The sequence below is a fragment of the Microbacterium sp. GXF7504 genome (assembly GCF_054798235.1).
Genome location: NZ_JBSJZI010000005.1, coordinates 1 through 25,431 on the forward strand (window position 1 = coordinate 1; position 25,431 = coordinate 25,431).

Consider the following 25,431-nt stretch of genomic DNA (forward strand, 5'->3'; position numbering starts at 1 on the left):
AAGAAGCGCCGCCGAGCAGCCAGCCCGGCGGCGCTTCACCCTGCCCACTTGACAGAAAGCCCTACATATCAGTCGAGCACGGCGGCGACGGCCTCGAGCTCGACCAGCTGGTCGTCGTAGCCGAGGACGGTCACGCCCATGAGCGTGCTCGGCACGTCGTGGTCGCCGAAGGCGTCGCGAATGACCTCCCACGCCGCCACGAGGTCGTCCCGCCGGGTCGACGCGACGAGCACGCGGGTCGATGCGACGTCCTGCAGCGTGGCGTCGGCGTCCGCGAGCGCCTCGACGAGGTTGGCGACGCACTGCCGAGCCTGCGCCCGCACGTCGCCGACACCGACCGTCGCACCGTCGGCGTCCAGCGGGCATGCGCCGGCGAGGAACACGAGTCGCGCGCCCGGACGCACGGATGCGGCGTAGGCGTACTCCGCGACGCCGCTGAGCTTCGCAGATCGGATGAGTCGGACGGCACCGGTCATCCCGGCATCCTGCCACGGCGCCGGGTCAGGGTGGCGGGCCGTCGGGGTTCCGCATCCGTTTCCCTGTCACTCGATGCTGCGTCGGGCAGCAGTTCGCGACAGGCGATCCGTGCCTCCGCCCCGACGGCCGGTCAGCCGAGGTCCCGGGCGCGAGGGACCAGTCGCTCCAGCTGGGTGACGTGCCGCGATTCCAACTCGGCGAGCGAGGAGACGCCGAGGAGCTTCATCGTCCGTTCGATCTCGCTCCGGAGGATCGCGATCGTCCGGTCGACGCCCGCTCGACCGCCGGCCATCAGCCCGTACAGGTACGCACGCCCGATGAGCGTGAACTTGGCGCCGAGGGCGACCGCGGCGACGATGTCGGCGCCGTTCATGATGCCGGTGTCGATCATCACGGTCGCATCGCGCCCCACCTCGCGGACGACCTCGGGCAGCAGATGGAACGGGATCGGTGCGCGGTCCAGCTGCCGGCCACCGTGGTTCGACAGGACGATTCCGTCGACGCCGCGGTCGACGAGGCGCTTGGCGTCCGGCACGTTCTGCACGCCCTTGACGACGATCCGCCCCGGCCACATCCCGCGGATGACCTCAAGGTCGTCGTAGCTGATCGTGGGGTCCATCGCGGCGTCCAGAAGTTCGCCGACCGTGCCGCCGGTGCTCGAGAGCGACGCGAACTCGAGCTTGGGGGTGGTGAGAAAGTCGAACCACCACCAGGGGCGCGGGATCGCGTCGAGGATCGTGCCGGGCGTGAGCTGCGGCGGGATCGAGAAGCCGTTGCGCTTGTCGCGCAGGCGGGCACCGGCGACGGGGGTGTCGACCGTGAACTGCAGGGTGTCGAACCCGGCGGCGGCCGCCCGGCGGACCAGCCCGTAGGAGATCTCGCGGTCGCGCATGACGTACAGCTGGAACCAGTTGCGGCCGTTCGGATTGGCGGCCTTGACCGCCTCGATCGAGGTGGTGCCGAGCGTCGACAGGGTGAACGGGATACCCGCGGCACCGGCTGCGCCTGCGCCCGCGATCTCCCCCTCGGTCTGCATGAGCCGGGTGAATCCGGTGGGGGCGACGCCGAACGGCAGTGCCGATGGACCCCCGAGGATCTCGCACGACAGGTCGACGTCGGTCGCGGGACGCAGGATGTCGGGGTGGAACTCGACGTCCTGGAACGCCTGGCGGGCGCGGGCGAGTGAGAGCTCCCCCTCCGCGGCGCCGTCGGTGTAGTCGAAGGCCGCCTTCGGTGTGCGGCGCTTCGCGATCGCGCGCAGATCGGCGATCGTGAGCGCGGCGTCGAGTCGGCGCTTCTTCCCGTTGAGCTGGGGCTTCTTGAACTTCATGAGTTCCAGGAGCTCGGCGGGGTTGGGCAGCTGACGCGTGACCATGGGTTCCTTCTCTCTCTATGCCCGGGGAGCGTAGCGGCGTGGGCTGTGCGTGCGTGTCACGAGGTCGCGGAGCGCCTCGAGCGTGCCCGACACGAGTCCGGCACTGCGCGCCTGGACGAGGATGTTGCCGAGAGCCGTCGCCTCGACCGGACCGGCGAGCACGGGCAGGCCGGAGCGGTCGGCGATGCGCCGACACAGCAGCTCATTGAGCGCACCGCCGCCGACGATGTGGATGACGCGCACGTCGACCCGCCCGACGCGTGCGGCCTCGAGCGCCGCGTCGGCGAATGCCTGCGCGAGCGACTCGACGATGCTGCGCGCATACGCCGGCCGGCTTCGGGGCGCGGCGAGACCGTGCTCGTCGCACCATGCGTCGATGCGGGCGGGCATGTCACCCGGCGCCAGGAACCGGGGATCGTCGACGTCGAGCAGCGGGACCTCGTCCGTGACCGCCTCGGCCGCCCGGAGCAGGTCGGGCAGGTCGATCCGGTCTCCCTCCCGTTCCCACCCGCGGACGGTCTCGCTCAGCATCCACAGCCCCATGACGTTGCGGAGCAAGCGCGTGCGCCCGTCGACGCCGCCCTCGTTGGTGAACCCGGCCTCCCTCGCGGTGTCGGTGAGGACGGGGCGATCCACCTCGACCCCGACGAGCCCCCACGTACCGCACGAGATGTACGCGGCGTGACCGTCGGTCATCGGGACGGCGACGACGGCGGATGCGGTGTCGTGCGAGCCGACGGCGGTCACCGTCACCCCATCACTCGCACCGACGAGCGCCCGCACATCGCCGCGGAGCGGCCCCAGCGGCTCGCCGGGTTCGATGAGGGGGGCGAGCAGGCGCCGGTCGATGCCGAGTCGCGCCATGAGCTCGGCGTCCCATTCGGCGCGGCCGGCGCGGAGCAGCCCCGTCGTCGAGGCGTTGGTCCGTTCGGTGCGGACCGCCCCGGTCAGCCAGTACCCGATGAGATCGGGCACCAGCAGCGCGTGGTCCGCGAGCTCGAGGAGTGCCGCGTCCTCGACCGCGAGTTGGTAGAGCGTGTTGAACGGGAGGAACTGCAGGCCGTTGCGCGCGAAGAGTTCCGCGTGCGGCGCGATCACATGCACGGCCTCGACACCGCGGACGGTGCGGTCGTCACGGTAGTGGTACGGCGTGCCGAGCAGGCGTCCCCCGCCGACGAGCCCGTAGTCGACCGCCCAGGAGTCGACGCCGATGCCCGCGAGGTCCGGGGCATCTCGCAGCGCCGTGCGAAGGCCGGCGAGCACCTGCCCATACAGACCGACGAGGTTCCAGTGCAGCCCGTCGGGCAGATGGACCGGATCGTTCGGGAACCGTGCGACCGTGGTCGTGTCGAGCACGTGGCGCCCGACACGTCCGACGATGACGCGGCCGCTCGTCGCCCCCAGGTCGACGGCGGCGACCGCACCGGTCATCGGAGGAATGCCGCGGCGACGCCCGAGTCGACCGGGATGTGCAGCCCGGTCGTGCGGGACAGTTCCGAACCGGTGAGCACGAACACCGCATCCGCGACGTGCTCGGGGACCACCTCGCGGCCGAGGATCGTGCGCTTCGCGTAGAACGCGCCGAGGTCCTCCTCCGCGATGCCGTAGGTGGCGGCGCGGTTCGCACCCCAGCCGGAGGCGAAGATGCCGGAGCCGCGCACGACCCCGTCCGGGTTGACGCCGTTCACCCGGATGCCGTGCTCACCGAGCTCGACCGCGAGGAGCCGCACCTGGTGCGCCTGATCGGCCTTGGTCGCGGAGTACGCGATGTTGTTCGGACCGGCGAAGACCGAATTCTTCGAGGAGACGTAGACGATGTCACCGCCCATGCCCTGCTCGATGAGGATCTGCGCGGCTGCCTTCGAGACGAGGAAGGACCCCTTGGCCATGACATCGTGCTGGAGATCCCAGTCCGCCTCGGTCGTCTCCAGCAGCGGCCTGGACAGCGACAGCCCGGCGTTGTTCACGACGAGGTCGACGCCGCCGAAGGCGAGCACGGCCTCGTCCATCGCGGCCTGGACGGCGCCGGCATCGGCGACGTTCGCCGCGACGCCGATCGCGACGTCCGCGTCCCCGAGTTCCGCCGCCGCGGCCTGCGCCGTGGCGAGGTCGAGGTCGGCGACGACCACGCACGCGCCTTCCGCGGCAAGTCGCGTGGCGATCGCCTTGCCGATGCCGGATGCGGCGCCGGTGACGAATGCGACGCGCCCCCGGTGACTCTTCGGTTTCGGCATCCGCTGGAGCTTCGCCTCCTCGAGCGCCCAATATTCGATGCGGAACTTCTCCGCATCCGAGATCGGGGTGTAGGTGGAGAGCGCCTCTGCGCCACGCATCACGTTTATCGCGTTGACGTAGAACTCACCCGCCACACGGGCCGTCTGCTTGTTCGCGCCGTAGCTGAACATGCCGACACCGGGCACGAGCACGATGAGCGGGTCTGCACCTCGGATCGCCGGGCTGTCCGCGGTGGCGTGTGCGTCGTAGTAGGCCCGATACTCGGTGCGGTACTGGTCGTGGAGTTCCTTCAGCCGGGCGATGGACTCTTCGACGCCTGCCGTGGCCGGCAGGTCGAGGATCATCGGCTTGACCTTGGTGCGCAGGAAGTGGTCGGGGCAGCTCGTGCCGAGCGCGGCCAGGGCGGGGGCTTTCTCCGAGGCGAGGAAGTCGAGCACCACGTCGGTGTCGGTGAAGTGGCCGACCATGGGCTTGTCGGTCGATGCCAACCCTCGGATCGTCGGCGCGAGGGCTGCGGCCTTCGCCCGACGCTCGGGTTCCGGCAGCGCCTCGAATCCGGGCCGGGACGCGCCGAAAGGTTCGGGGGCGCCGTGCTCGGCGATGTAGGCGGCGGCGGTCTCGATGATCCATCGCGAGTTGGCCTCGGCCTCGTCGGAGCTCTCACCCCAGGCGGTGATGCCGTGGCCACCGAGGATGGTGCCGACCGCCTGCGGGTGCGTCGCCTTGATCGCGGCGATGTCGAGGCCGAGCTGGAAGCCGGGACGCCGCCACGGCACCCAGACGACCTTGTCGCCGAAGATCGTGCGCGTGAGTTGCTCACCGTCCGCGGCGGTCGCGATCGCGATCCCTGCGTCGGGATGCAGGTGGTCGACGTGCGCGGCGTCCACCAGGCCGTGCATGGCGGTGTCGATCGACGGGGCGGCACCGCCCTTGCCATGGAGGCAGTAGTCGAACGCCGCGACCATCTCATCCTCACGTTCGACGCCGGGGTATACGTCGACGAGTGCGCGCATCCGGTCGAGCCGCAGCACGGCGAGGCCCTGCTCGGTGAGGGTGCCGAGGTCGCCACCGGACCCCTTGACCCAGAGGAGTTCGACGGGCTCGCCGGTGACCGGGTCGATGTCGGTGCCTTTGGCGGAGGTGTTGCCACCCGCGTAGTTCGTGTTCCTCGGGTCGGCCCCGAGGCGGTTGCTCCGGGCGATGAGGGCCGCGGCGGTTGGGTTGGTCATGTCGTGGATCTCCTCGGTAGGGGGCGTCAGGCGCCCCAGCCGGCCTGTGCGCCGCCCACACGGTCGGCTTCGATCTGTTGCTGGTATCCGGATGCGGCGTAGGCGGCCATCGGGTCGGCCGGCAGGCCGCGCCCCTCGCGCCACTCGGCGAGCGCCGGACGTACGTCGGTGGAGAAGGCGTCCATGAACACCCCGTGCGCACCGAGCACGTCGTTCGCCGACTGCGCGGCGGCGAGCGCCTCGCGGTCGACGAGCAGGGCGCGCGCGGTCATCTCCTGCACGTTCAACACGGAGCGGATCTGCCCGGGGATCTTCGCCTCCACGTTGTGGCATTGGTCGAGCATGAAGGCCACGTCGGGGTTGTTCAGCCCGCCGCCGCGCACGACCTCGAACAGGATGCGGAAGAGCTGGAACGGGTCGGCGGCGCCGACGATGAGGTCGTCGTCGGCGTAGAAGCGGGAGTTGAAGTCGAACGATCCGAGCCTGCCGAGGCGCAGGAGCTGCATCACGATGAACTCGATGTTGGTCCCGGGCGCGTGGTGACCGGTGTCGAGGCAGACCATCGCGCGGTCGCCGAGCGCACTCACCTGCACGTAGGACGTCCCCCAGTCGGGAACGTCGGTGTGGTAGCACGCAGGCTCGAAGAACTTGTACTCGAGCACGAGCCGTTGCTCGCCGGAGAGGCGGGCGTAGATCTCGCTGAGGGATTCGTGCAGGCGGTCCTGCCGGGCGCGCATGTCGGTCTGTCCCGGGTAGTTCGATCCCTCGGCGAGCCAGATCTTCAGATCCCGCGACCCGGTCTTATGCATGACCTCGATGCACTCGAGGTGGTGGTCGATGGCCTTCCGGCGGATGCGGTCGTCCTCGTGCGTGAGGGCACCGAACTTGTAGTCCTCGTCCTGGAACGTGTTGGAGTTGATCGTGCCGAGGCGCACACCGAGGTCCTCGGCGTGACGACGGAGGGCGCCGTAGTCGTCGACCTCGTCCCACGGGATGTGGAGCGCCACGCTCGGCGCGAGGCCGGTCAGCCGGTGGACCACCGCCGCATCCGCGATCTTCTCGAACGGGTCCCGCGGGGTGCCCGCGGTGGGGAACACGCGGAACCGCGTCCCGGAGTTGCCGAACGCCCAGCTGGGCAGCTCGATCCCCTGCCCGGCGAGGGCGTGCTGCACCTGTGCCGTGAATTCCACCATTTCGACCCGCTCCTTCGCCCTATGAAACGTTTCATTGAATCGTTCAAATGCTACGATCCGATGGCAGGCGAAGTCAACCGAGAGGCATGCCATGGTCAGCGTCAAGGACGTCGCCGTCGCCGCAGGGGTCTCCGTCGGCACGGTGTCGAACGTCCTCAACCGGCCCGACCGCGTCACGCCCGCGACCGTCGACCGCGTCCACGCGGCGATCGACCGGCTCGGGTACGTCCCGAACGACGCCGCCCGACAGCTGCGCGCCGGCAGGAGCCGCTGCATCGGCATGATCGTGCAGGACCTCCGGAACCCGTTCTACGCGGCCCTCGTACGGGCCGCCGAGGACCGGGCGGCCGAGGCCGGCCTGACGGTCCTGGTCGCGGACAGCCGCGGCGACCACGAGCAGGAGGTCGCGCACCTCTCGCTGTTCGAGCGGCAGCGCGCCCTCGGCATCCTCGTCGCGCCCCTCTCCCCCGAGAACCCGCACGCGGGTGAGTTGGCCGCCAGGGGCACGCAGGTGGTGCTGGTCGACGCCCACGGCGGCGATGCGAGCCTTCCGACGGTCACGGTGGACGACGCCGCGGGTGGGCGTGCAGCGATGGAGCGGCTGCTCACCATCGGGCGTCGGCACGTCACGTTCGTGGGCGGACCGATGTCGGTGCGGCAGATCGCGGGCCGCTTCGCCGGCGCGCGCGCGACCGCCGAAGCGCACGGCCTGCGGCTCGACGTGCTGGAGCCGACGGACTTGACGGTCCTCGGCGGGCGACGGGCCGCGGAGGCATTGGCCGCGCTCGCCCCGGCGGAGCGCCCTGACGCGGTGTTCGCCGCGAACGACCTCCTCGCCCTCGGCGTGCTGCAGGGACTCCACATGTCGGGCGCCGCGCGGGTGCCGGACGATGTCGCCGTGATCGGGTACGACGACATCGACTTCGCCGCATCCGCCGTCGTCCCGCTCACTTCGGTCCGTCAACCCGCGGACGAGATCGGCGCACGCGCGGTCGATCTGCTGCTCTCCCCCGGCGACGGTCCGACAGCGGTCACGCTGCGCCCCGAGCTCGTGGTGCGCGAGTCCGCCTGACCATCACGGCGCCGGGTTAGGGTGGCGGACATGGACGCCGAGATGCTCGCCGCACGGCTCATCCTCTTCGTGGCGCTCGGGGGCGCCGGCGTGCTCATGCTGTGGCTGGCACGGGCGGGAGCGTCCGGCCGCCTGAAACGGAACCAGCTCGCCGGGATCCGCACCCGCCGCACGCTCGCGAGCGACGAGGCGTGGCACGCGGCGCATGTCCGCGCGGAGCGCCCGACGCGAGCCGCCGGCATCGTGGCGATCGCCGCGGGCGTCGTGATCCTCCCGGTGCCCGCCCCGGCGCCCGCAATCGCCGTCATCGCGGTCACCGCGGCCATCATAATGATCGCGTGCGCCGGGTACGGCGCCGTGGTCGGCGGTCGTGCGGCGGATGCGGCGACGGCCGCCGACGAATAACGTCCACGCGCTGCGAGGGTTCCCGCGCAAACCACTCGGCCGCGTGCATCACTGTGGCAGGAGTTCACGCACGAGGTGTTCGACGCGTGCGCGGATGTCGTCGCGGATGCGGCGGACGGTGTCGGCGTCCTGTCCCGCGGGGTCGTCGAGCTGCCAGTCCTCGTAGCGCTTCCCCGGGAAGACCGGGCACGCGTCGCCGCATCCCATGGTGATGACCATGTCCGAGGTCTTGACCGCATCGGCGGTGAGCAGCGTCGGGATGCCGCCAGTGAGGTCGATGCCCTCCTCGCGCATCACCTCGACGGCGACGGGATTGATCCGGTCCCGCGGCTCGGAACCGGCGGAGCGCACGTCGATGCGATCGCCGGCGAGTGCGGTGAGGTAGCCGGCGGCCATCTGGGATCGCCCGGCGTTGTGAACGCAGACGAACAGCACGGTGGGTCTGGGCGAGCCGTTCCGGGTCGAGCGTCGTTCGACGAGGACGGTGTCGCGCCACTGGCCGGCGTGTGGTCCGAGGGTGGAGCGGGCGATGCGTTGCCGTGTCCCGACGACACGGAACCCGAGCCGCTCGTGCAGGCGGAGGCTCGCGGTGTTCTCGGGGAAGATGCTCGACTGGATGGTCCAGTATCCGGCGTCCTCGACCGCGTCGACGAAGGCGGTGAGCAGGGCTCGACCGATCCCTCTCCCCTGCTGTGCCTGGTCGATGTAGACGGAGTGCTCGATGACGCCGCGGTACACGGCTCGTGTCGAGACCGGCGATGCGGCGGCCCAACCGACCACGTCGCCTGCGTCGTCGACCGCGACGAGTCGCCCCTCGCGGATCCTGCCGGCGTCGAACGCCGCCCAAGTGGGCGTGGTGCGCTCGAAGGTGGCCTCGCCGCCCGCGATCCCCGCCGCGAAGATCGCCTCGACCTGCGGCCAGTCCTCGGCCGTCATCTCGCGGATCGTGGTCATGAGCAGCATGACGTCGAACCGGCGAGGTCGGTGGAACAGACCCCGGTCTCGGGGAGCGTGAGCTGCACCCGCGTCGCGGCCGCCATGTCACCCGCCAGCCAGGCCGCGACGGAGCGTACCTGCTCGTATCCGGTCGCGAGGAGGAAGGTGGGCGCGCGACCGTAGGACTTCATGCCGACGATGAAGAAGCCGGGTTCCGGATGCCGCAACTCCGCGAACCCGTGGGGTGCGACGGTGCCGCACGAGTGGAGGTTCGGGTCGATGAGCGGCGCGAGGCGCACCGGCGCTTCGACGATCTCGTCGAGCGCGATGCGTACCTCGCGCAGCATGTCGAGGTCGGGACGGAACCCGGTCGCGTTGACCACCAGATCGGTTTCGTGGGCCGCGGGTGCGCCGTTCCTGGAACCGAGCAGCCGGACACCGCGGTCGCCGCGAGTGACGTCGCGGATCTCGAACGAGTCCAGCTTGACGATGACGCCGTCGTCGACGAGACGGTCGACACGGGAGCCGAGCCGTGCCCGGTCGGCGAGTTCGTCTCCGGCCGCGGACGAGACGCGGACGGCCGACGCGTTCCGGATCAGCCAGGTCACGCGCGTCCCGGGCTCGGTCTCCGCGAGTTCGGCGAGCGCGATGAGGGTGTTCGCGGCGGAGTGACCGGCGCCGACCACAGTGGCGCGGCGTCCCGCGAAGCGGGCGCGGTCCGCGCCGAGCACATCCGGGAGCGCCGGGAGGATCGCGTCCGCCCATGCCTCGGCACCGAGGGGTTCGAGCCCTGAGGAGTTCAGCGGGTTCGGCGTCGTGAAGGTGCCGGATGCGTCGATGACCGCTCGGCCGGTGATTTCGCTCACCGTGCCGTCGGCGGCCTCGATACGGAGGGCGAAGGGGGCCTGTTCCCGGCCCGCGGTGCGGGTCCGGTCCATGCCCTCCCGTGTGACCGCGACGACGCGTGCACCGAACCGGATGCAGGGCGCGATCGCGTCGAGTCGGGACAGCGGCGCGAGGTACGCGTCCACCAGTTCCCGGCCGGTCGGCACGCGGCTCTCGTCCGGTTCGACCCAACCGGACTCGGCGAGGAGGCGGCGCGACGCGGGGTCGATGAGGTGACGCCACGGCGAGAAGAGCCGCGTGTGCCCCCATGCCCGAACGGACGCGGCGATGTCCTCACCGGCCTCCAGGACGACGAAGTCGATCCCCCGCTCCACGAGGTTCGCGGCGGCGGCGAGCCCGACGGGTCCCGCTCCGATGATGACCACCGGCAGCCCGGACAAGCGGTCCGCGACCGGGACTCTCGGCGTGAGGTCGAGCAACGTCATGGAGGGTCTCCTGAATATCGATGAGCGTCGATGTCGAGTATCCATCTCTATATCGATCGATGTCAATATCGACTAGCATCGATGCATGCCCACCGCGCTCAAGCTCACCGATGTGTCCGCGCCCGGCGACGCTTGCTGCTCTTCCTTCGCGAAAGAACCCATGAGTCAGGCGGACGCGGAACGCACGGCGACGAGGCTCAAAGCGCTTGCCGACCCCACCCGCCTCCGGCTCCTGTCGATCGTCGCCGCATCCGCCGATCAGGAAGCGTGCGTCTGCGATCTGACCGAGCCGGTCGGATTGTCCCAGCCGACGGTGTCCCACCACCTCAAGGTGCTGACCGAGGCCGGATTCCTGTCCCGATCGAAGCGCGGCACCTGGGCGTACTACCGGCTCCGGCCGAACGCCCTCGCAGACGTCTCCAGCCTGCTCGCCATCTGACCCCGAGACCGAACGGGCGGCACGCCCCCCCCGGACCCGACACGCGCCGTGCGGGAACGGAAAACCCCCGGATAACCGGGGGTTTGTTCTGTAGCAGGAGCGGGGCTTGAACCCGCGACCTCACGATTATGAGTCGTGCGCTCTCACCAACTGAGCTACCCTGCCGCGCAGCATCCGTGGATGCTTCGAGCCCCGAGTCAGGATTGAACTGACGACCCCTTCCTTACCATGGAAGTGCTCTGCCACTGAGCTATCGGGGCGTGCTGCCCGTCACCGGGCAACTCAACGAGAATACCAGAGCTTCGGCGTTCTCAAGAAATCGAGACGGCCTCAGCCGTCCAGGCTCATACGGCCCGCGTTGGACCGCAGCCACTCGATCGGATCGATCGCCGTCGTGCCGTTCTCGAGCACCTCGACGTGCGTGTGCGCGCCGAACGAACGACCGGTGTCACCGGTGCGACCGAGGTACTGGCCGGCGGTGACCGTCTGGCCCACCTTCACCTGCAGCGAGCCGTAGAGCATGTGGCCGTAGCGGGTGGAGACGAGCTTGCCGTCGATGATGTGGTCGATGAGCACCGTCACCCCGAACGCGCCGCCGCTCTCGGTCGCGATACGGACCGTGCCCGCGGCGATCGCCTGCACGTGCGCACCCTGCCCGGGGACGAAGTCCGCGCCCTCGTGCATCGCACCGCTGCGCCAGCCGTAGCCGTACGTGATCGGCACGCCGACGGCGAAGGGCCACTGGATCGCAGCGTTGGGGTTGTTGGTGAAGAACGTGGAGTAGTTGCTGATGCCCTGCTCGGCAGCCAGCGACGCGGTCGTGGCCGTGCCGTAGTCGGCACGGTCGAGGCTCGCGAGCTCGGCCGTCGACGGGACGACGTACGCCTGCAGCTCGTCCTCGTCGGCGGAGACGTCGGACGCGAGCGACACGGTGCCCACGGGGCTGGCACCGGATGCGGCGGCGACGGCCTCGGCGGGGGTGGTCATGCCGACGGCGAGGAGGCCGACGACACCCATCGCCCCGATCGAGGCGGATGCGGCGGTGAGGCGCCGAAGGCCCCCACCGCGGATGAACGACCGGCCGCGCTTCGGTGCGGGAGCCGCAGCGGGTGCGGTCTCGGCCACCGGCTCGTCCTCGACGATCGCGGCGGCGGCGACCTGGACGGGGGTCTCGCCGGTGAAGGAGAAGAGCCGGGCGGCGGCCTCGAACTCGTCGACGACGGCGCGCCCGTCGGCGCGGACGGCCTCGACGAACTCCTCCTCGGCCACGGACTCCTGCGCCACCGACTCGACGACGACCGCCTCCGGCTCGGATGCGGTCGAGTCAATGATCGGCGTGGTCACCGTGTCGACCGACTCGACGATGAGCGCTGGCTCGGCGGGGGCGGAGACGGGCTTCACGGCGGCCTCGCGAGCGGCGAGCTCGCGCAGCTGGCGGCGGGTCAGCGGGACGGCCGGCGGGCGCACGTCGGCGGGAGCGGCGAGCACGGCCGCATCCATCGCGTCAGGCTGAGTTTCCGACACCTGCTGCGCCTCCACGACGGGAGCGGAGCGGCGGCTGCGGCGCGAAGGAGCGCTCTCAGCCGGGGTCTGTGCGGAAGTCAAAACTCTGATTCGCCTCGGTTCGTGTCGCGACGCGACAAGGGTCTCGGATCGGGTTGCCCGTCACTTCGGTTCGGGACGCCGAAGATAACAAACAGATAAACCCTACCTGCCCTCACCTGAGAATGCCATGTACGGGATTCACTCCGTGATGAGGGAAACGAGCCGGTCGAAGACCACGGGCCCCGCGGCGATCGTCATGGCACGTCCCATGGGTCCTCCGCCGATGCCGCCGACACGGCCGCCGGCCTCCTCGACGAGCAACGCCCCGGCCGCGTGGTCCCAGGGGTGGAGGCCGCGCTCGAAGTAGCCGTCGAGGCGGCCCGCGGCGACGAAGGCGAGGTCGAGCGAGGCCGCTCCCATCCGGCGCAGGTCGCGCGCCATCGGCATGACCTTGGCGACGCGGGCGAGGTCGCCGGCGTGGGTGGCGGGGTCGTACCCGAACCCGGTGGCGAGCAGCGCGCCCGCGGGGGCGTCCCGGGTGACGGCGAGCCGGGCGTCGCCGAGCCAGGCACCCTCGCCGCGGGCGGCCCGGAAGCACTCGTCGGTGACCGGGTTGTAGACCACACCGGCCAACGCGTTCCAGGTGCCGGGGGCGGGTTCGCCCGCCACGACCGCGATGCTCACCGCATACGCCGGGATGCCGAACGCGTAGTTGACGGTGCCGTCGATCGGGTCGACGACCCACGTGAGTCCGCTGCGGGACACCCCGGCACCGGACTCCTCGCCGAGGAACCCGTCGTCGGGCCGTGCGGCGTCGAGCCGCGATCGGATGAGCGCCTCGACCTCGCGGTCGGCCTCGGTGACGATGTCGGCCACCGCCGACTTGGTCGCCGCGATCGAGACCCCGGCGGCCCGGCGGGCGGCGGCGAGCGCGCCGGCCTCCCGGGCGATGTCGACGGCGAGCTGGAGCAGATCGGCGGGGGCTGCGGTCATGGCTCCACGCTACCGGCGCGTCAGGAGCCCGGCCGCTGCGGCGGCGTCAGGGACGCGGCGGAAGCGGCGGGGGCGGCGGATAGCCCTCGTACCCGGAGGGGGTGCCTGGCTGCTGCGGGGCCGCGTCGGGCTGCGGCGCCGCGGCGTCCGGGTGCACGGCGGGCTCCGACGGGGTGATCACGGGTCCGTCGGACGGATGCGGGGCGTACGCGGCCTGCGCGGTGGGCGAGGGTGCGTGCGTCGGCGCGGCGTAGGTCGGGTAGCCGGTGTAGTAGGCGTTCCAGTCGGGGGTGCCGTCGGGCAGCACGGGCAGCGGCGTCACGCCGTCGGCGTAGGTGGGCCATGCCGGCGCCGCCGCCACCACGGGGCGCGGTCGGCGCGGGGCGAACAGGAGGTTCACGAGCGGCACGAGTGCCGTGCCGAGGGCGGCGAGGATCGTGACGGCGACCACCACACGCCAGTAGATGTCGTGGAAGCTCACCCACTCGTGCAGCATGAGCGGCGAGATAAGCATGACCGCGAGCAGCACCACGAGGCCGAGGGTGATGTACCCCACGGTGCGATTGAACGTCGTGGGCCGGTGCGCCATCGCCTTCGTGTAGAGCCGGATGTGCAGCACGGTCAGCTGGAGGATGAGGACGATGAGCAGGAACGAGAGCAGTCTCGTGATGCCCTCGAAGCCGTAGGAGTCGTAGCCGGCGGGCGCCCAGGTGAGGAACGCGCCGATGAGGAGGGCGAGCACCCAGCTCGTCATGCTCAGCAAGGTGAACCAGTCGGGTCGGCGCGGTGCGAGGTGGGCCTCGAGGATCGCCGCACCGGCGAAGCCGGCGAGCAGGAAGATCGTGATGAACGCCCGGCCGATGATGTCGTTCTGCGAGCCGATGAGCACCCAGACGACGCTCACGATCGCCGCGGCGATGAGCGCCCCGATGGCGACCCAGATCGCCCAGCGGACGAGTTTCGACGAGTCCGACTGCGGTGTCGCGGTCGGCTGTTCCGGTCCGGTCATCTCGGCACCTCCCCCTCCGGCGGGCATGCGCCCGCATCGCCCATCCTGACACGCAGGGCGGCGGATGCGCCGGTGCCGATGTGAAAACGTGTCAGCGGGACGCGGGTGCGGCGCGGCGCCGCATCGCCGCCCGCGCCAGCAGACAGCATCCGAGTGCGCACGCCGACCCGGCGAGGACGACCGCGGCGAGACTGGTCGCACCGATGCCGATGACACCGGTAAGGGGCGAGCCGAGCGCACCGCCGAGGAACTGCGCGGCGCCGGTGAGGGCGGATGCGGCGCCGCTGGCGACCGCGACGCTCTGTCCCCAGCCGTGGGTGGCCGGCAGCACGAAGCCCGCGCCGGCGGCGAAGACGGTCGATGCCAGCCACAGGACGCCGTCGGGGAGCCCCGACAGCGCCGCGACCAGCCCGAGCAGTCCGCCGCAGGCGCTCACCAGCAGCCCCACCGCGAGCGGTCCGGAGGGATGCAGCCGCCGCACGATCCGGCGGAACGAGAGGTTCGCGACGAACATGGCGGCGGCGTTCGTGCCGAACACGAGTGCGAACACGATCGGCGGATACCCGAGTTCGCGCTCCACCACGAACGCGGTCGTGGCGACGTAGGCGTAGAACCCGATCCCGTACGCGAGCATGCCGGCCGTCACCCACGCGAGCTCGCGGTCGCGGAGTCCGCGCACCAGGGCGCGAGCGATCCCCCGGTCCGCGACGCGCGCGTCGGCGGGCAGCGTCTCGGGAACGGTCAGCGCGAACGCCAGGCTCAGGATCCCGCCGAAGGCCGCGAGCACCACGAAGTCGCCCCGCCACCCGCCCACGACCGCGATGCCGGCGCCGAGCACCGGCGCCACCACCGGGGCGATCGCGGTGACGGTCGAGAGCAGCCCGACGCGGGAGGCGACCTGGTGCGGGTCGTCCGACACGTCGCGCATGATGCTTCGTGCGACCACGATGCCGGCCGCACCGCAGACGCCGACGACGACGCGGATCGCGACGAGCAGCACGGGGTCGGTCGCGAGCGCGCACAGCGCGCAGGTCACGGTCCAGCCGATGACGCCGACCAGGATGACCGGGCGGCGCCCCAGCCGGTCGCTGAGCGGACCGCAGACGAGCTGCCCCAGCGCGATGCCGAGCAGGCACCCGGTGATGCTGCCCTGTGCGAGCCAGTCCGCGCCGCCCAGATCGGCCTGCATCGCGGGCAGCGACGGGATGTAGATGTCCATCGACAGCGGCGCGAGCGCGGTGAGGATCGCCAGCACCGCGAACATCGCCGGCGTCAGCGCCGGACGCGACCGCCCGGACTCAGCCATGCGGCGCCGGGAGGACCTCTGCGAGGAAGGCGCTCGTGGCACGCTGGGAGCGACCGGCGCTGCGCGGTTCGTAGGCGAAGACCGCCGGGTTCGGCGAGTCCGCGAGCTGCGGGTTCGTGAAGGCGTGCGTGGTGCCGCTGTAGAGGTCGAGCTCCCACCCGACCCCGGCCGCATCCATCGCCGACAGCAACGACTCGCGCTGCGCGGGCGTGGCCATCGGGTCAATCGCACCGACGCACACCAGCACGTCGAGGTCGTCCCGCGGGGTCCATTCGGCCCCGGGCTCCAACAGGTCGAGGCCGGGGTGGATCGCCACGACGCCGCGCACCTGCCCGCCGCCGCGGGCGTACTCGAGTGCGGACGCACCGCCGAAGCAGTACCCGACCATCACGATCCGGTCCCCGTCGACCTCGGGCTGTGCGGCGGCGGTGTCGCGGGCGGCAGCGAGCCGCGCCATCCACTCGCCGCGGTCGCCCACCAGCCCGCCGATCTTCGGTCCGATCTCGTCGGGGCTCGCGAGGGTCGCGCGGTCGCCCCACACGTCGGCGGCGAACACGGTGTACCCGAGGTCGGCGTACCGCTCCGCCTCGGCGAGCGAGAAGCCGCCGAGCCCGAACGCGTCGTGGATGACGACGACGGTGGGGGCGGATGCGGCCCCGGGCGCGGCGAGCAGGAGTCCCCGCATCCGGGTGTCACCGTGCGTGTACTCGACGTCCCGTGCGATCCACCCGGTCATCGGGTCTCCTCCTCGACTGCGTGTTCGCGGTACCGCCGCCGCCACTCCTCGTTCGGCGGGAACAGGCCCCGGACGGCGTTGCCCGCCGCGACCTGTCCCGCCACCCAGGCGTCCTCGCGCTCCTGCGCCTCGGCCTCGACGGCGACCTCCGCGACGAGCGCGGCGGGGATCACGACGACCCCGTCGTCGTCGCCGACGATGACGTCGCCCGGGAGCACGGCCGCGCCGCCGCAGGCGACGGCGACGTCGTACTCCCAGGGCACGTGACGGCGCCCGAGCACAGCCGGGTGCCCGCCCTGGCTGAACACGGGGAGGCCGATCTCGGCGACGGGCGCGAGATCGCGGACGGCCCCGTCCGTCACCACTCCGGCCGCACCCAGGTCCTTGGCGCGCGTCGCCAGCACGTCGCCGATCGTGCCGGCGTCACGCACACCCCGCGCCTCGACGACGAGCACCTCGCCGGCGCCGAGCGCGTCGATCACCTGCTTCTGCGCGTTGTACCCGCCGCCGTGCGTCTCGAAGAGGTCCTTCCGGTACGGGAGCAGGCGCAGCGTCCGGGCGACGCCGACCATGCGCGCACCCGGTCGGCTCGGCGTGACGCCGTCGACGAAGACGTCGACGTGTCCGCGCTTGCGCAACGCGCTGCTGATGGTGGAGACGGCGGTGCGCTCGAGGAGTGCCCGCACCTGGGGATCGAGTGTCGTCATCCGATGCGTCCGTGCCGCTCAGTGGATGCCGAGGACGTCTTCGAGCGTCGCGGGCGACGCCTGCAGCAGCGGGTCGCGCACCGGCTCGCCCGGGAACTCGCTCGCCTCGAAGAACCAGCGGCGGGTGGCGGGCATGCCCCACAGCTGCGAGCGCGCGGCGTTGGAGAGGTCCCAGCGCATGGGCTCGTCCTCGAGGTCGATGAACTGGTAGTGCGTGGTGAACAGCTCGATCCGGTGCTGGTCGGGGTCGCGCAGGTAGAGGAAGAGCGCGTTGGAGATGCCGTGGCGGCCCGGGCCGCGGTCGATCTCGTCACCGAAGCCGAGGTCGCCCGCGACGTCGGCCGCGTGGATGAGGGCGGTCGCGTCCGGCACCGTGTAGGCGAAGTGGTGGAGGCGCGGACCGCGGCCGTTCGTGAAGACGAGGTCGTGGGTGTTCCCCTTCACCTCGAGCCAGCTGCCCCACAGCTCGTCGGTGCCGTCGGTCGCGGTGAACTCCGCCATCCGCATGCCGAGCCCGGCCCAGAAGTCGGTCGCGGTCTGCACGTCGTACGTCACCACCTGGTAGTGGTCGAGACGCTGCGGGGCACCGGCGACGAACGACGCGAAGTCCTGGTGGCGGCGCTGCTCGAGGCTCATCGACGAGGTGAGCTCCATGTGCGTGCCCACCGGGTCGACGAACCGCAGCGTGGGACCCTGGTGCGGCAGCTCGACCCGCTCGTACGTGAGGCCCGCGTCCTTGCAGAAGCGCTCGGCCTTCACGATGTCCTCGTCGGTGCGCACCCGCAGGCCGATCTGCAGCGCCTTGGCGGTGTCGCCGCGCTCGAGCACGAGGCTGTGGTGCGCGACCTCCTCCCAACCGCGGAGGTACACCGCGTCGTCGGTCTCCTCCGTGACGACCAGTCCGATGACGTCGCGATAGAAGTCGCGCGACGCCTCGAGGTCGGTCACCTGCATCCGGACGTGGCTCGCACGGGTCAGGGCGAACGGGGGCTGCGGGTTCGTGGTCGGCAGCATCGCCGGCTCCTCTCGATCGGGTGTCCTGCTCGTTCAGGCTCGCAGGTCCGCGACGCCGACGGCAGCCCCGATCACCTTGACGTGCCATAGTTCTGCCCTATGCCTTTCGCGACTCGCTAGGGTTTGCGCTATGGAGCTTCGGCAGCTGCGGTACTTCGTCGCGGTCGTGGGCGCCGGCTCGCTCACCGCCGCCGCCACGGCGCTGCACCTGGCGCAGCCGTCGCTGTCGGTCGCGGTCCGGCGCCTGGAGGAGGAACTCGGGGTGCCGCTGCTCACGCGCACGGCGCGCGGTGTGGAGCCCACGGCCGCCGGTAGGCGCCTCTTCGACGGTGCGACGCGCATCCTTGCCGACGTCGACGAACTCGGCGACAAGCTGCGGCGCCATGGTGCGGGGGTGACCGGGACCCTCACCCTGGCGGCGGTCCCCGCGCTCATGTGGCATCGCATCCCGGCGCTCCTGCGGCTGCAGGCCGACCAGGCGCCCGACGTCGACGTCCGCCTCCTCGATCCGCCCCCGTGGCAGGCGATCGAGATGCTCCGTCAGCGCAGCGTCGACGCCGTGGCGGTCATGGTCGCCGATCCCCGCCGGTTCGCCGCGCAGCATCGCGACGAGTTCGAGCTCGTGGACTGGGGCGCGATCCCGCTCGTCGCCGCACTTCCGCCGGAGGAAGACGACGCACCCGATCCACTCCCGCTCGCCGCCTTCGACGGGCGGCGGATGGTGCTCCCCCGTCGCACCGCCGCGGTGCCGAGCCTGCCGGAGGCCGTCGACGAGGCGTTGCTCCGTCACGGCGTCGTGCCCGCCGAGATCCGTACCGAGCACACGATCCAGGCGAGCGTGCCGCTCATCGAGGCCGGCTTGGCCTGCGGCATCCTGCCCGATCCCGACGGCGCGAGCCTGGCGCGCTTCCGCCTCACGGTCCGCGAGCTGCAGCCGGCACCGCGCCCGCTGCGCGCGTTCGTGCTCACCCGTCCGGGGGCCGCACGCGACGCGACGCTCGCCGGTTTGCTCCGGCGCGTCCTCTCCACACGACCGCCGGATCGTGTGCGATCTTCTATACGATAGTTCCGACCGTTGTCGACGCGCGGTCCACGAGGTGAGGAGGTGGCATGGCGACGAAGTCCGAACAGGCGTATCAGATCCTGCGCGAACGGATCATGGACGGCACCTTCAACCCCGGTCAGCGCCTGGTGATCGACCAGCTCGGCCGTGAGCACTCCATCTCGTCCGTGCCGTGGCGCGAGTCGCTCCGCCGCCTCGAGGCAGAGGGCTGGGTCGAGATCATCCCCAACGTGGGCGCGGTGGTGAAGACCTTCGACACCTACGCCTGGCGTCGCACCATGCGCCTCCTCGCCCGTATCGAGGGGCTCGCGACGGCGCTCGCGGCGCCGCAGCTCACCGCCGACGACATCGCGCACGCCCGCTCGCTCGACCGCGAGATGGAGGTCGCGCTGCAGGAGTTCGACCTCGCGCGCTTCGGAGCGCTGAACCGGCAATTCCACGAGTTCATCTGCATCAAGTGCGACGACGACCACCTGGTCGACCTCGTGCGCAACGAGTGGACCCGGCTCGACATGGTCCGGCGCACCAGCTACTTCTATGCGCCCGGACGCCCGCTCGCGTCGATCGCGGAGCACGAAGACCTCCTCGACCTCATCGAGCAGGGCGCCGAGGGCGAACGCATCGAGGCCGCGATGCGCACCCACCAGCTCAACACGCTCGAGGCCGTCGCCCGCCACGAGGACGCCCTCGAAGCCGAGGGCGTCGTCCGCCCCTGAGTCGCGGGCTTCAGGACGCCGCGCCGCGCACGATGCGCGAAAGCGACGCCAGTGCGCCTGCTGCCCCCTCGAGCGCCGCACGGTCGGCCTCGGGCAGCTGCTCGAGCGCCGTGGCGACGTCGTTCGCCCACGCGCCGGCGATCTCCACGTGTTCGGTGCGACCGAGCTCGGTGGGCTCGATCCGCACGGTGCGCCGGTCGCGCTCGTCGGTGACGCGCGCCACGAGGCCCCGGTCCACGAGGTCGCGGAGCGCCGCGCTCGTGTTCGGCTGCCGCAGGCCGAGCGCGGTGGAGAGCTCCCCCACGGTCGACCCGGGGCTGTCGACGATCTGCTTCAGCAGCGCGACCTCGATGGTCGGCAGCGGCCCCACACCCGCCCGGTCGGGGCTGCGCTTGTGGATCGTCCACGCCAGTTCGCGCAGGATCACTGCGAGCGGGGTGTCCGGTCTGTCCGGCATGGCGTCGGGCTCCTTCGTCTTCCCCACCAGCATGGCATGCCGCCGGATGCACGGCAGTCCGGCCCCGGGTCGGGGCCGGACCGCCGTGTCGTCCGAGATCCGCGTCAGAGCGGCTGCGCCATGACGTCGAGCACGTGGATGGTCGCCGAGACGTTGTCGAAGCCGGGCTTGCGGCCCATCTCCCACTCGCCGATCGCGAGCGAGGTGTCGACGATGAGCTTGCAGCGCTCGAACCGGCGGTCGGTGTAGGTGAGGAACGCCGCCTCGAGGTCGTCGCCCTGGGCGGCGAGCTCCTCGGCGAGCACCACACCGTCCTCGATCGCCTGCGCGGCGCCCTGACCGAGGTGCGGCGTGATGGCGTGCACGGCGTCGCCCATCAGCACCACACGGCCCTTGTGCCACGGCCGCGGCGTGCCCATCGACTCCTCGGGACGCAGCACGATCTCGGCGTCGTCGGTGACGAACTCGTCGCGGACACGGGCGGTGAGCCCGCCGAAGCGCGCGAGGTACTCGCGCAGCCGCGGAGCGAGCTGGTCGTCCGGGATGCGCTCGTGCGTGCCCATGTGCGCGTTGTAGAACATGTACGCCAGGTCGGGCCCGATCGGGACGTAGCCGGCCATGCCCTGGTCGTCGCCCTGCAGCACGATGCAGTCGATCTCGGGCAGCAGCGGCATGTTCATGCGGAACGCCGACTGGCCGATGTACTCCGGCTCCATGACCGTGCCGTCGAAGACGTACTGACGCACCTTGGAGCGCACGCCGTCGGCCCCGACGAGGATGTCGGCGGTGAAGGTGCGGCCGTCGGTCGTGGTCGCGGTGACCGAGTCCGCATCCTCGACGAGCCGCTCGAAGGTGACGTCGTAGTGGATGTCGGCGCCGACCTCGACCGCGCGCGCCGTGAGGATCTCGTGGAGCTTCGGACGCGTGATGCCGTTCAGCGGGGGCAGGTCGGCGCCCTCGATCCGGACACCCGGCATGTCGCGGAGGTGGTTGCCCTCAGCGTCCAGCATCCGGCCCCACTGCTTGGCGGTGTAGCCGGCCTCCATGCAGGCGTCGGCGCAGCCGATCATGTCGAGCGCACGCAGCGCGTTGCCGGGCTGGATGATGCCGACACCGAAGACCGACGCGTGCAGGTCCGGGTAACGCTCGAGGACCGTGACCTCGAAGCCCTTCTGCCGAAGCGCGATCGCGGTGGAGAGTCCGCCGATGCCACCGCCGACGACGAGAACCGATTGCAGGGTCATGTGTTGTACCGCCTACTTCCTCGTAGATTCCGCTCGGCCATCGAGCAGAACACATATTGGTAAATATATATGTACCTATATGTGGTGACGCTGTCAACAGTTTTCCGCGGGGAGATGTCCGGGGCGCCGCCGAGGCGCCCCGGACACCGCGATCAGATGGGGAGGTTGAACATGCGCTTGGCGTTGCCGTACAGCATGAGCTCGCGCTGCTCGTCGGTGACGTCGAGCTCGTGCTTGACGAACTCCACACCCTGACTCATCCAGGAGTAGAAGACCGGGAACGACGAGCCGAACAGCAGGTGGTCGGCGCCGCTGACCTCCACGGCGGCCTCCACCTGGGCCTTGCCCCACGAGTGCGGGTGGGTCATGTCGAAGAAGATGTTCTCGTTGAGGTACTGCTTGATCTTCTCGCCACCGGTGGGGTCGAGCCGGTTCATCGCCTCGGCCTTCACCGGCTTGTGGGGTGTGAGCAGCGCTGCGTTCGCGAACCAGTTGCCGCCGAACATGGTGTGGATGAACTTGAGGTTCGGGAACTTGTCGAACATGCCGCTGAACAGCTCGCGCCCGACCGCGACACCCTGGTCCATGATCCGGCCGAACTCGCGGCGCAGGTTCGTGTAGTCGATGACCGAGCGCCACTCGACCGGCAGCGGCGTGTGGTGCACGATGACGGGCACGTTCTTCTCGTTGAGCACCTTGAGGTACGGCTCGAAGACCTCGTCGTCGAGGTAGAGCTGGCCGTAGTGGCACGCGAGCTGCACGCCCACCGCGCCCATGTCGAGGCAGCGCTCGAGCTCGTAGATGTACTCCTTGCCGCCCCACGGCGGCACGCACGCGGTCGAGAACAGCCGACCGTTCGACTCCTCGACGATCTTCGCGGCGTTGTCGTTGACCGCACGGCAGGTCTCCAGGCCCAGCCACTCCTGCCAGACCGGCACGCGCATGATGCCGTAGTCGACGCCGGCCTCGTCCATCGCCTTGAGCTTGGACTCCGTGGAGTAGTCGCCCTCGACGTAGTTCAGGTTCTGGTGCCCCTTGGGCTTCTCGAGGATGAGCTGCTTCTTGCCGCTCTCCATCGTGATCACGCTGGCGATCTCCCCGAACCCGCGCGGCGCCGAGTCGAGGAATCCGTTGAGGATCTTCTCGTTCGTGAACAGGTCTTCGGGGAGGTGGTGGATGTTGATGTCGACGACCGGCATGGGTGCTCCTTCGTTGGTTGCGTGACCCAGCATACGAGTCTTCGTCGATTTCGTGTGTGGAATCGTGTGTGATTTCGCGTATGATGATGCGCAGCTCAGGGCCGAGCGGATCCCCTCGGACCCGTGGCACGGGAATGAAGCGAGGACACATGACCACCGACATCGCCATCGTCGGCGCCGGACCCGCGGGTCTGCTCACGGCGCTCCGCCTCCACAAGCAGGGCATCCGCCCGACCATCTACGAGGTGGTGCCGGAGCTGAAGCCGCTCGGCGTCGGCGTCGACATCAAGACCGTCGGCACTGCCGAGATCGACGACCTCGGCCTGCTCGAGGAGTTCCGCGCGATCTCCGTCGACGCCGAGGACTCGATCTTCTTCAACCACTACGGCCAGGAGATCTACGCCGAGAAGTGCGGCGTGCACGCCGGGTACGTGCACGAGCAGCGTTTCGTGCACCGCGGCCGGCTGCAGATGCTCTTCTACCAGGTCGTGCTCGAGCGCCTGGGCGCCGACGCGGTGAAGCTCGGCGCACGGGTGACCGGTTACGAGCAGGATGCCGACGGCGTCACGCTCAGCATCGCCTACGAGGACGGCCGCACCGAGCAGGTGCGCCACGGCGCGGTCGTCGCCGCCGACGGCATCAAGTCGGCGATCCGCAGGCAGATGTTCCCGGAGATGGCCGAGCCCCACTTCTCCGGCATCACGATGTGGCGCGGTACGACCCTCATGGAGCCGTTCCGGGGCGGGCACACGATCCTGCACATCGGCGACCCGAACATCTCGTCGATGATCGTCTACCCGATCGCCGACGACTTCGAGGGCACCGGCAAGACGCTCGTCAACTGGGTGGCCGAGACCAACGGCGAGGAGAGCATCGAGGACTGGAACCAGATCGGCGACATCAGCGAGGTCATCCCGCTGTACGACACCGTCGACATCCCGTTCCTCGACGTGCAGCGCCTCATGCGCGAGGCGCGCGAGGTGTACATGTTCCCGCTCATCCGGCACGAGCCGCTCGAGAACTGGGTCGACGGCCGGGTGACCCTGCTCGGCGACGCCGCACACGCGATGTACCCGCGCGGCGGCAACGGCATCACGCAGGCGATGATCGACGGCCGCGTGCTCGTCGAGCAGCTCGCGGCGCACCCCGACGACCCGCACGCCGCCTTCGTCGCCTACGACGCGATCCGTCGCGAGCCGGTCAACCGCATCATGCTCAACATGCGGGGCGAGGGCTACGAGGTCATCCGCCGCATCGTCGCCGAGCGCTCCGAGGGCAAGCCGTTCGACGACATCGAGGACGTGCTGCCGCTCGCCGAGGCCGACGAGATCTTCAGCAAGTACCACGCGCTCGTCGGCGCGCCGCGCCCCGGCCGTGACGCGTCGGAGGCGACGGGGTTCCGCACCTGGGAGGCCGAGGTCGCCCGATGACCGCCGACAGCTCCCCCACGGACGAGACGCGCGCCGCGATCCTCGAGGTCGAGGCCCGTCGCCAGGCCGCGCTCGTCGCGGTCGACCTCGAGGCGCTCGCGGAGGTGTTCGAGGACTCGCTCGTCCACATCCACGCCGCCGGCATCCGCCACACCAAGGAGATGCTGCTCGAGCACACCGACACCCGGCGGCCCTACCTCGAGATCACCCGCGGCGACCTCGAGATCCGCGTCTTCGACGACGTCGCCGTCATGACCGGCGAACTCACGAACCGGATGCGGGCACCCGGCGGTGGCGAGCGCACGCTCTCGGGCTGGGTGACCCAGGTGCTGCATCGCGGTGCCGACGGCGCCTGGCGCTTCGTGAGTTTCCAGATGACCCCGATCAGCGAAGGCGTGTGGGGCAAGCTCCCCTCCGAACAGGCCGCAGAAGAGACGAACCAGGAGAAGAGATGAAGCTCGCACGCTTCCAGGTCGCAGACGCAGAGGTCCGCCTCGGCCGGGTGGACGGCGATCGCGTCGTCGACGTCACCGACGCCGCAGGGGGTGCGTCGCTGCGCGCGATCCTGCCGCGGCTCGAGGAATTGAAGCCGGCGCTGGCCGCGGCATCCGGCCCCTCGTACGCACTCGACGAGGTGACCCTCCGCAACCCGATCGACGACCCGCAGAAGGTGCTGGCGATCGGCATGAACTACAAGGAGCACGCCGAGGAGGCCGCCGCCGCCGGCATCGCGACCCCGACGAGCCAGCTGTGGTTCAACAAGCAGATCTCGAGCCTCAACGACCCGTTCGGCGACGTCGTGAAGCCGGCGATCTCGGACGCGCTCGACTACGAGATCGAGCTCGGTGTCGTCATCGGCACGCAGTGTCGCCGCGTCTCCCGCGAGAACGCGCGTGACGTGATCGCCGGCTACGTCGTCACGAACGACATCTCGGTCCGCGACTGGCTGCAGAAGAAGTCGCCCACCTTCATCCTCGGCAAGGGGTGGGACACCCACGGCCCCATCGGCCCGTGGCTGACCACCGACGACGAGATCGCCGACCCGCTGAACCTGCGGATGGTGCTCACGGTCAACGGCGAGGTGCGCCAGGACCACGTGACCGACGACATGATCTACGACGTCTACGAGCAGATCGAATACCTCACGACCGTCATGACGCTCATGCCGGGCGACGTGCTGCTGACCGGCACGCCGCAGGGCATCGCGGCACCGACCGGCAACTTCCTGCGTGTCGGCGACGTGGTGCGCTCGGAGATCGAGGGCCTCGGGTTCATCGAGAACCGCATCATCGCCGATGACATTTGATCTGGGATCACATA

Annotated in this window: 24 protein-coding genes, 2 tRNA genes and 2 pseudogenes; 8 read left to right on the plus strand and 20 right to left on the minus strand. The window is 70.5% G+C overall.

Annotated elements, in window-relative coordinates; translation table 11 throughout:
- Positions 1-68: 68 nt before the first annotated feature.
- From ACWAUO_RS12370 to rhaI, 5 genes are all read right to left on the minus strand, one after another.
- Positions 69-476, minus strand: coding sequence for a RidA family protein (locus ACWAUO_RS12370; RefSeq protein WP_460775805.1), 408 nt, complete (start codon positions 474-476; stop codon positions 69-71).
- 131 nt (positions 477-607) lie between these two features.
- Complete coding sequence (locus tag ACWAUO_RS12375) at positions 608-1,852, minus strand: alpha-hydroxy acid oxidase (protein WP_460775807.1); 1,245 nt, start codon at positions 1,850-1,852, stop codon at positions 608-610.
- Positions 1,853-1,867: 15 nt separating this feature from the next.
- Complete coding sequence (locus tag ACWAUO_RS12380; protein WP_460775808.1) at positions 1,868-3,283, minus strand: rhamnulokinase; 1,416 nt, start codon at positions 3,281-3,283, stop codon at positions 1,868-1,870.
- Positions 3,280-5,316 (minus strand): bifunctional aldolase/short-chain dehydrogenase, encoded by a 2,037-nt coding sequence (locus ACWAUO_RS12385; protein ID WP_460775810.1) that lies wholly within the window; start codon positions 5,314-5,316, stop codon positions 3,280-3,282. The genes ACWAUO_RS12380 and ACWAUO_RS12385 overlap by 4 nt, the downstream gene beginning before the upstream one ends.
- Before the next feature lie 26 nt (positions 5,317-5,342).
- Positions 5,343-6,509: an L-rhamnose isomerase gene (gene rhaI, locus ACWAUO_RS12390; RefSeq protein ID WP_460775811.1), complete on the minus strand. Its 1,167-nt coding sequence runs from the start codon at positions 6,507-6,509 to the stop codon at positions 5,343-5,345.
- Between the two features lie 91 nt (positions 6,510-6,600).
- Between rhaI and ACWAUO_RS12395 the strand changes: the two genes are divergently transcribed.
- Positions 6,601-7,581, plus strand: coding sequence for a LacI family DNA-binding transcriptional regulator (locus ACWAUO_RS12395; RefSeq protein ID WP_460775813.1), 981 nt, complete (start codon positions 6,601-6,603; stop codon positions 7,579-7,581).
- Positions 7,582-7,611: 30 nt separating this feature from the next.
- Positions 7,612-7,986 (plus strand): SdpI family protein, encoded by a 375-nt coding sequence (locus ACWAUO_RS12400; RefSeq protein WP_460775814.1) that lies wholly within the window; start codon positions 7,612-7,614, stop codon positions 7,984-7,986.
- Between the two features lie 48 nt (positions 7,987-8,034).
- Here the strand turns inward: ACWAUO_RS12400 and ACWAUO_RS12405 are convergent, their stop codons facing one another.
- The 3 genes and pseudogenes from ACWAUO_RS12405 to ACWAUO_RS12415 form a co-directional block, all read right to left on the minus strand.
- A complete protein-coding gene (locus ACWAUO_RS12405) occupies positions 8,035-8,421 on the minus strand; it encodes an arsenate reductase ArsC (RefSeq protein ID WP_460776229.1) in 387 nt (128 codons plus the stop codon).
- Positions 8,422-8,433: 12 nt separating this feature from the next.
- Positions 8,434-8,940: pseudogene (locus tag ACWAUO_RS12410) on the minus strand (GNAT family N-acetyltransferase); the annotation flags it as partial.
- Positions 8,937-10,253 (minus strand): NAD(P)-binding domain-containing protein, encoded by a 1,317-nt coding sequence (locus ACWAUO_RS12415; protein WP_460775816.1) that lies wholly within the window; start codon positions 10,251-10,253, stop codon positions 8,937-8,939. The pseudogene ACWAUO_RS12410 and the gene ACWAUO_RS12415, both read right to left, overlap by 4 nt.
- An 85-nt stretch (positions 10,254-10,338) precedes the next feature.
- On the opposite strand from ACWAUO_RS12415, the gene ACWAUO_RS12420 reads away from it, so the two are divergent.
- Positions 10,339-10,692 carry a metalloregulator ArsR/SmtB family transcription factor gene (locus ACWAUO_RS12420; protein ID WP_460775817.1) on the plus strand — a complete coding sequence of 118 codons (354 nt, stop codon included), beginning with the start codon at positions 10,339-10,341 and terminating at the stop codon, positions 10,690-10,692.
- A gap of 91 nt (positions 10,693-10,783) precedes the next feature.
- Here the strand turns inward: ACWAUO_RS12420 and ACWAUO_RS12425 are convergent.
- From ACWAUO_RS12425 to hpaD, 9 genes and pseudogenes are all read right to left on the minus strand, one after another.
- Positions 10,784-10,857: transfer RNA gene (locus ACWAUO_RS12425), tRNA-Met, on the minus strand.
- A 23-nt stretch (positions 10,858-10,880) separates the two neighbouring features.
- A tRNA-Thr gene (locus ACWAUO_RS12430) sits at positions 10,881-10,952 on the minus strand.
- A gap of 70 nt (positions 10,953-11,022) precedes the next feature.
- Positions 11,023-12,216 carry a M23 family metallopeptidase gene (locus tag ACWAUO_RS12435; RefSeq protein ID WP_460775819.1) on the minus strand — a complete coding sequence of 398 codons (1,194 nt, stop codon included), beginning with the start codon at positions 12,214-12,216 and terminating at the stop codon, positions 11,023-11,025.
- 219 nt (positions 12,217-12,435) lie between these two features.
- On the minus strand, positions 12,436-13,230 hold the full coding sequence (locus ACWAUO_RS12440; RefSeq protein ID WP_460775821.1) for an inositol monophosphatase family protein: 795 nt from the start codon (positions 13,228-13,230) through the stop codon (positions 12,436-12,438).
- 46 nt (positions 13,231-13,276) lie between these two features.
- The gene (locus tag ACWAUO_RS12445) at positions 13,277-14,239 is read right to left on the minus strand and encodes a hypothetical protein (RefSeq protein WP_460775822.1); all 963 of its coding nucleotides are present in this window, start codon (positions 14,237-14,239) and stop codon (positions 13,277-13,279) included.
- Between the two features lie 91 nt (positions 14,240-14,330).
- On the minus strand, positions 14,331-15,545 hold the full coding sequence (locus ACWAUO_RS12450; RefSeq protein ID WP_460775824.1) for an MFS transporter: 1,215 nt from the start codon (positions 15,543-15,545) through the stop codon (positions 14,331-14,333).
- Complete coding sequence (locus ACWAUO_RS12455) at positions 15,538-16,281, minus strand: dienelactone hydrolase family protein (protein ID WP_460775825.1); 744 nt, start codon at positions 16,279-16,281, stop codon at positions 15,538-15,540. The genes ACWAUO_RS12450 and ACWAUO_RS12455 overlap by 8 nt, the downstream gene beginning before the upstream one ends.
- Positions 16,278-16,979, minus strand: a pseudogene (locus ACWAUO_RS12460) (RraA family protein); the annotation flags it as partial. The gene ACWAUO_RS12455 and the pseudogene ACWAUO_RS12460, both read right to left, overlap by 4 nt.
- Positions 16,980-17,006: 27 nt before the next feature.
- Entirely contained in the window at positions 17,007-18,002 is a 996-nt protein-coding gene (gene hpaD, locus ACWAUO_RS12465) for a 3,4-dihydroxyphenylacetate 2,3-dioxygenase (protein WP_460775827.1), read from the minus strand.
- Between the two features lie 130 nt (positions 18,003-18,132).
- Here hpaD and ACWAUO_RS12470 point away from each other — a divergent pair, with 130 nt between their 5' ends.
- Entirely contained in the window at positions 18,133-19,068 is a 936-nt protein-coding gene (locus ACWAUO_RS12470) for a LysR family transcriptional regulator (RefSeq protein ID WP_460775828.1), read from the plus strand.
- Between the two features lie 44 nt (positions 19,069-19,112).
- Complete coding sequence (locus ACWAUO_RS12475; protein ID WP_460775829.1) at positions 19,113-19,781, plus strand: GntR family transcriptional regulator; 669 nt, start codon at positions 19,113-19,115, stop codon at positions 19,779-19,781.
- Positions 19,782-19,791: 10 nt separating this feature from the next.
- On the opposite strand, the gene ACWAUO_RS12480 is transcribed toward ACWAUO_RS12475, so the two are convergent.
- From ACWAUO_RS12480 to ACWAUO_RS12490, 3 genes are all read right to left on the minus strand, one after another.
- The gene (locus ACWAUO_RS12480) at positions 19,792-20,238 is read right to left on the minus strand and encodes a MarR family winged helix-turn-helix transcriptional regulator (RefSeq protein WP_460775831.1); all 447 of its coding nucleotides are present in this window, start codon (positions 20,236-20,238) and stop codon (positions 19,792-19,794) included.
- Between the two features lie 104 nt (positions 20,239-20,342).
- Positions 20,343-21,482, minus strand: coding sequence for an FAD-dependent oxidoreductase (locus tag ACWAUO_RS12485; protein ID WP_460775832.1), 1,140 nt, complete (start codon positions 21,480-21,482; stop codon positions 20,343-20,345).
- 152 nt (positions 21,483-21,634) lie between these two features.
- A complete protein-coding gene (locus ACWAUO_RS12490; RefSeq protein ID WP_460775834.1) occupies positions 21,635-22,681 on the minus strand; it encodes an amidohydrolase family protein in 1,047 nt (348 codons plus the stop codon).
- A 149-nt stretch (positions 22,682-22,830) separates the two neighbouring features.
- On the opposite strand from ACWAUO_RS12490, the gene ACWAUO_RS12495 reads away from it, so the two are divergent.
- Genes ACWAUO_RS12495 through ACWAUO_RS12505 form a run of 3 tightly spaced genes read left to right on the plus strand, consistent with a single transcriptional unit; the run spans position 22,831 to position 25,417 of the window.
- Positions 22,831-24,111 (plus strand): FAD-dependent monooxygenase, encoded by a 1,281-nt coding sequence (locus tag ACWAUO_RS12495; protein WP_460775836.1) that lies wholly within the window; start codon positions 22,831-22,833, stop codon positions 24,109-24,111.
- Entirely contained in the window at positions 24,108-24,566 is a 459-nt protein-coding gene (locus tag ACWAUO_RS12500) for a YybH family protein (RefSeq protein ID WP_460775837.1), read from the plus strand. Before ACWAUO_RS12495 ends, ACWAUO_RS12500 begins: the two co-directional genes overlap by 4 nt.
- Positions 24,563-25,417 carry a fumarylacetoacetate hydrolase family protein gene (locus ACWAUO_RS12505; protein ID WP_460775839.1) on the plus strand — a complete coding sequence of 285 codons (855 nt, stop codon included), beginning with the start codon at positions 24,563-24,565 and terminating at the stop codon, positions 25,415-25,417. The genes ACWAUO_RS12500 and ACWAUO_RS12505 overlap by 4 nt, the downstream gene beginning before the upstream one ends.
- Positions 25,418-25,431 lie beyond the last annotated feature (14 nt).

Bases quoted from the DNA above. Each gene is read 5' to 3' on its own strand.
- hpaD (WP_460775827.1), bottom strand. From the start codon at position 18,002: ATGCTGCCGACCACGAACCCGCAGCCCCCGTTCGCCCTGACCCGTGCG.
- ACWAUO_RS12440 (WP_460775821.1), bottom strand. From the start codon at position 13,230: ATGACCGCAGCCCCCGCCGATCTGCTCCAGCTCGCCGTCGACATCGCC.
- ACWAUO_RS12475 (WP_460775829.1), top strand. From the start codon at position 19,113: ATGGCGACGAAGTCCGAACAGGCGTATCAGATCCTGCGCGAACGGATC.
- ACWAUO_RS12445 (WP_460775822.1), bottom strand. From the start codon at position 14,239: ATGACCGGACCGGAACAGCCGACCGCGACACCGCAGTCGGACTCGTCG.
- ACWAUO_RS12450 (WP_460775824.1), bottom strand. From the start codon at position 15,545: ATGGCTGAGTCCGGGCGGTCGCGTCCGGCGCTGACGCCGGCGATGTTC.
- rhaI (WP_460775811.1), bottom strand. From the start codon at position 6,509: ATGGTGGAATTCACGGCACAGGTGCAGCACGCCCTCGCCGGGCAGGGG.
- ACWAUO_RS12400 (WP_460775814.1), top strand. From the start codon at position 7,612: ATGGACGCCGAGATGCTCGCCGCACGGCTCATCCTCTTCGTGGCGCTC.
- ACWAUO_RS12500 (WP_460775837.1), top strand. From the start codon at position 24,108: ATGACCGCCGACAGCTCCCCCACGGACGAGACGCGCGCCGCGATCCTC.
- ACWAUO_RS12455 (WP_460775825.1), bottom strand. From the start codon at position 16,281: ATGACCGGGTGGATCGCACGGGACGTCGAGTACACGCACGGTGACACC.
- ACWAUO_RS12370 (WP_460775805.1), bottom strand. From the start codon at position 476: ATGACCGGTGCCGTCCGACTCATCCGATCTGCGAAGCTCAGCGGCGTC.
- ACWAUO_RS12495 (WP_460775836.1), top strand. From the start codon at position 22,831: ATGACCACCGACATCGCCATCGTCGGCGCCGGACCCGCGGGTCTGCTC.
- ACWAUO_RS12485 (WP_460775832.1), bottom strand. From the start codon at position 21,482: ATGACCCTGCAATCGGTTCTCGTCGTCGGCGGTGGCATCGGCGGACTC.
- ACWAUO_RS12490 (WP_460775834.1), bottom strand. From the start codon at position 22,681: ATGCCGGTCGTCGACATCAACATCCACCACCTCCCCGAAGACCTGTTC.
- ACWAUO_RS12395 (WP_460775813.1), top strand. From the start codon at position 6,601: ATGGTCAGCGTCAAGGACGTCGCCGTCGCCGCAGGGGTCTCCGTCGGC.
- ACWAUO_RS12380 (WP_460775808.1), bottom strand. From the start codon at position 3,283: ATGACCGGTGCGGTCGCCGCCGTCGACCTGGGGGCGACGAGCGGCCGC.
- ACWAUO_RS12505 (WP_460775839.1), top strand. From the start codon at position 24,563: ATGAAGCTCGCACGCTTCCAGGTCGCAGACGCAGAGGTCCGCCTCGGC.
- ACWAUO_RS12415 (WP_460775816.1), bottom strand. From the start codon at position 10,253: ATGACGTTGCTCGACCTCACGCCGAGAGTCCCGGTCGCGGACCGCTTG.
- ACWAUO_RS12470 (WP_460775828.1), top strand. From the start codon at position 18,133: ATGGAGCTTCGGCAGCTGCGGTACTTCGTCGCGGTCGTGGGCGCCGGC.
- ACWAUO_RS12385 (WP_460775810.1), bottom strand. From the start codon at position 5,316: ATGACCAACCCAACCGCCGCGGCCCTCATCGCCCGGAGCAACCGCCTC.
- ACWAUO_RS12480 (WP_460775831.1), bottom strand. From the start codon at position 20,238: ATGCCGGACAGACCGGACACCCCGCTCGCAGTGATCCTGCGCGAACTG.
- ACWAUO_RS12375 (WP_460775807.1), bottom strand. From the start codon at position 1,852: ATGGTCACGCGTCAGCTGCCCAACCCCGCCGAGCTCCTGGAACTCATG.
- ACWAUO_RS12420 (WP_460775817.1), top strand. From the start codon at position 10,339: ATGCCCACCGCGCTCAAGCTCACCGATGTGTCCGCGCCCGGCGACGCT.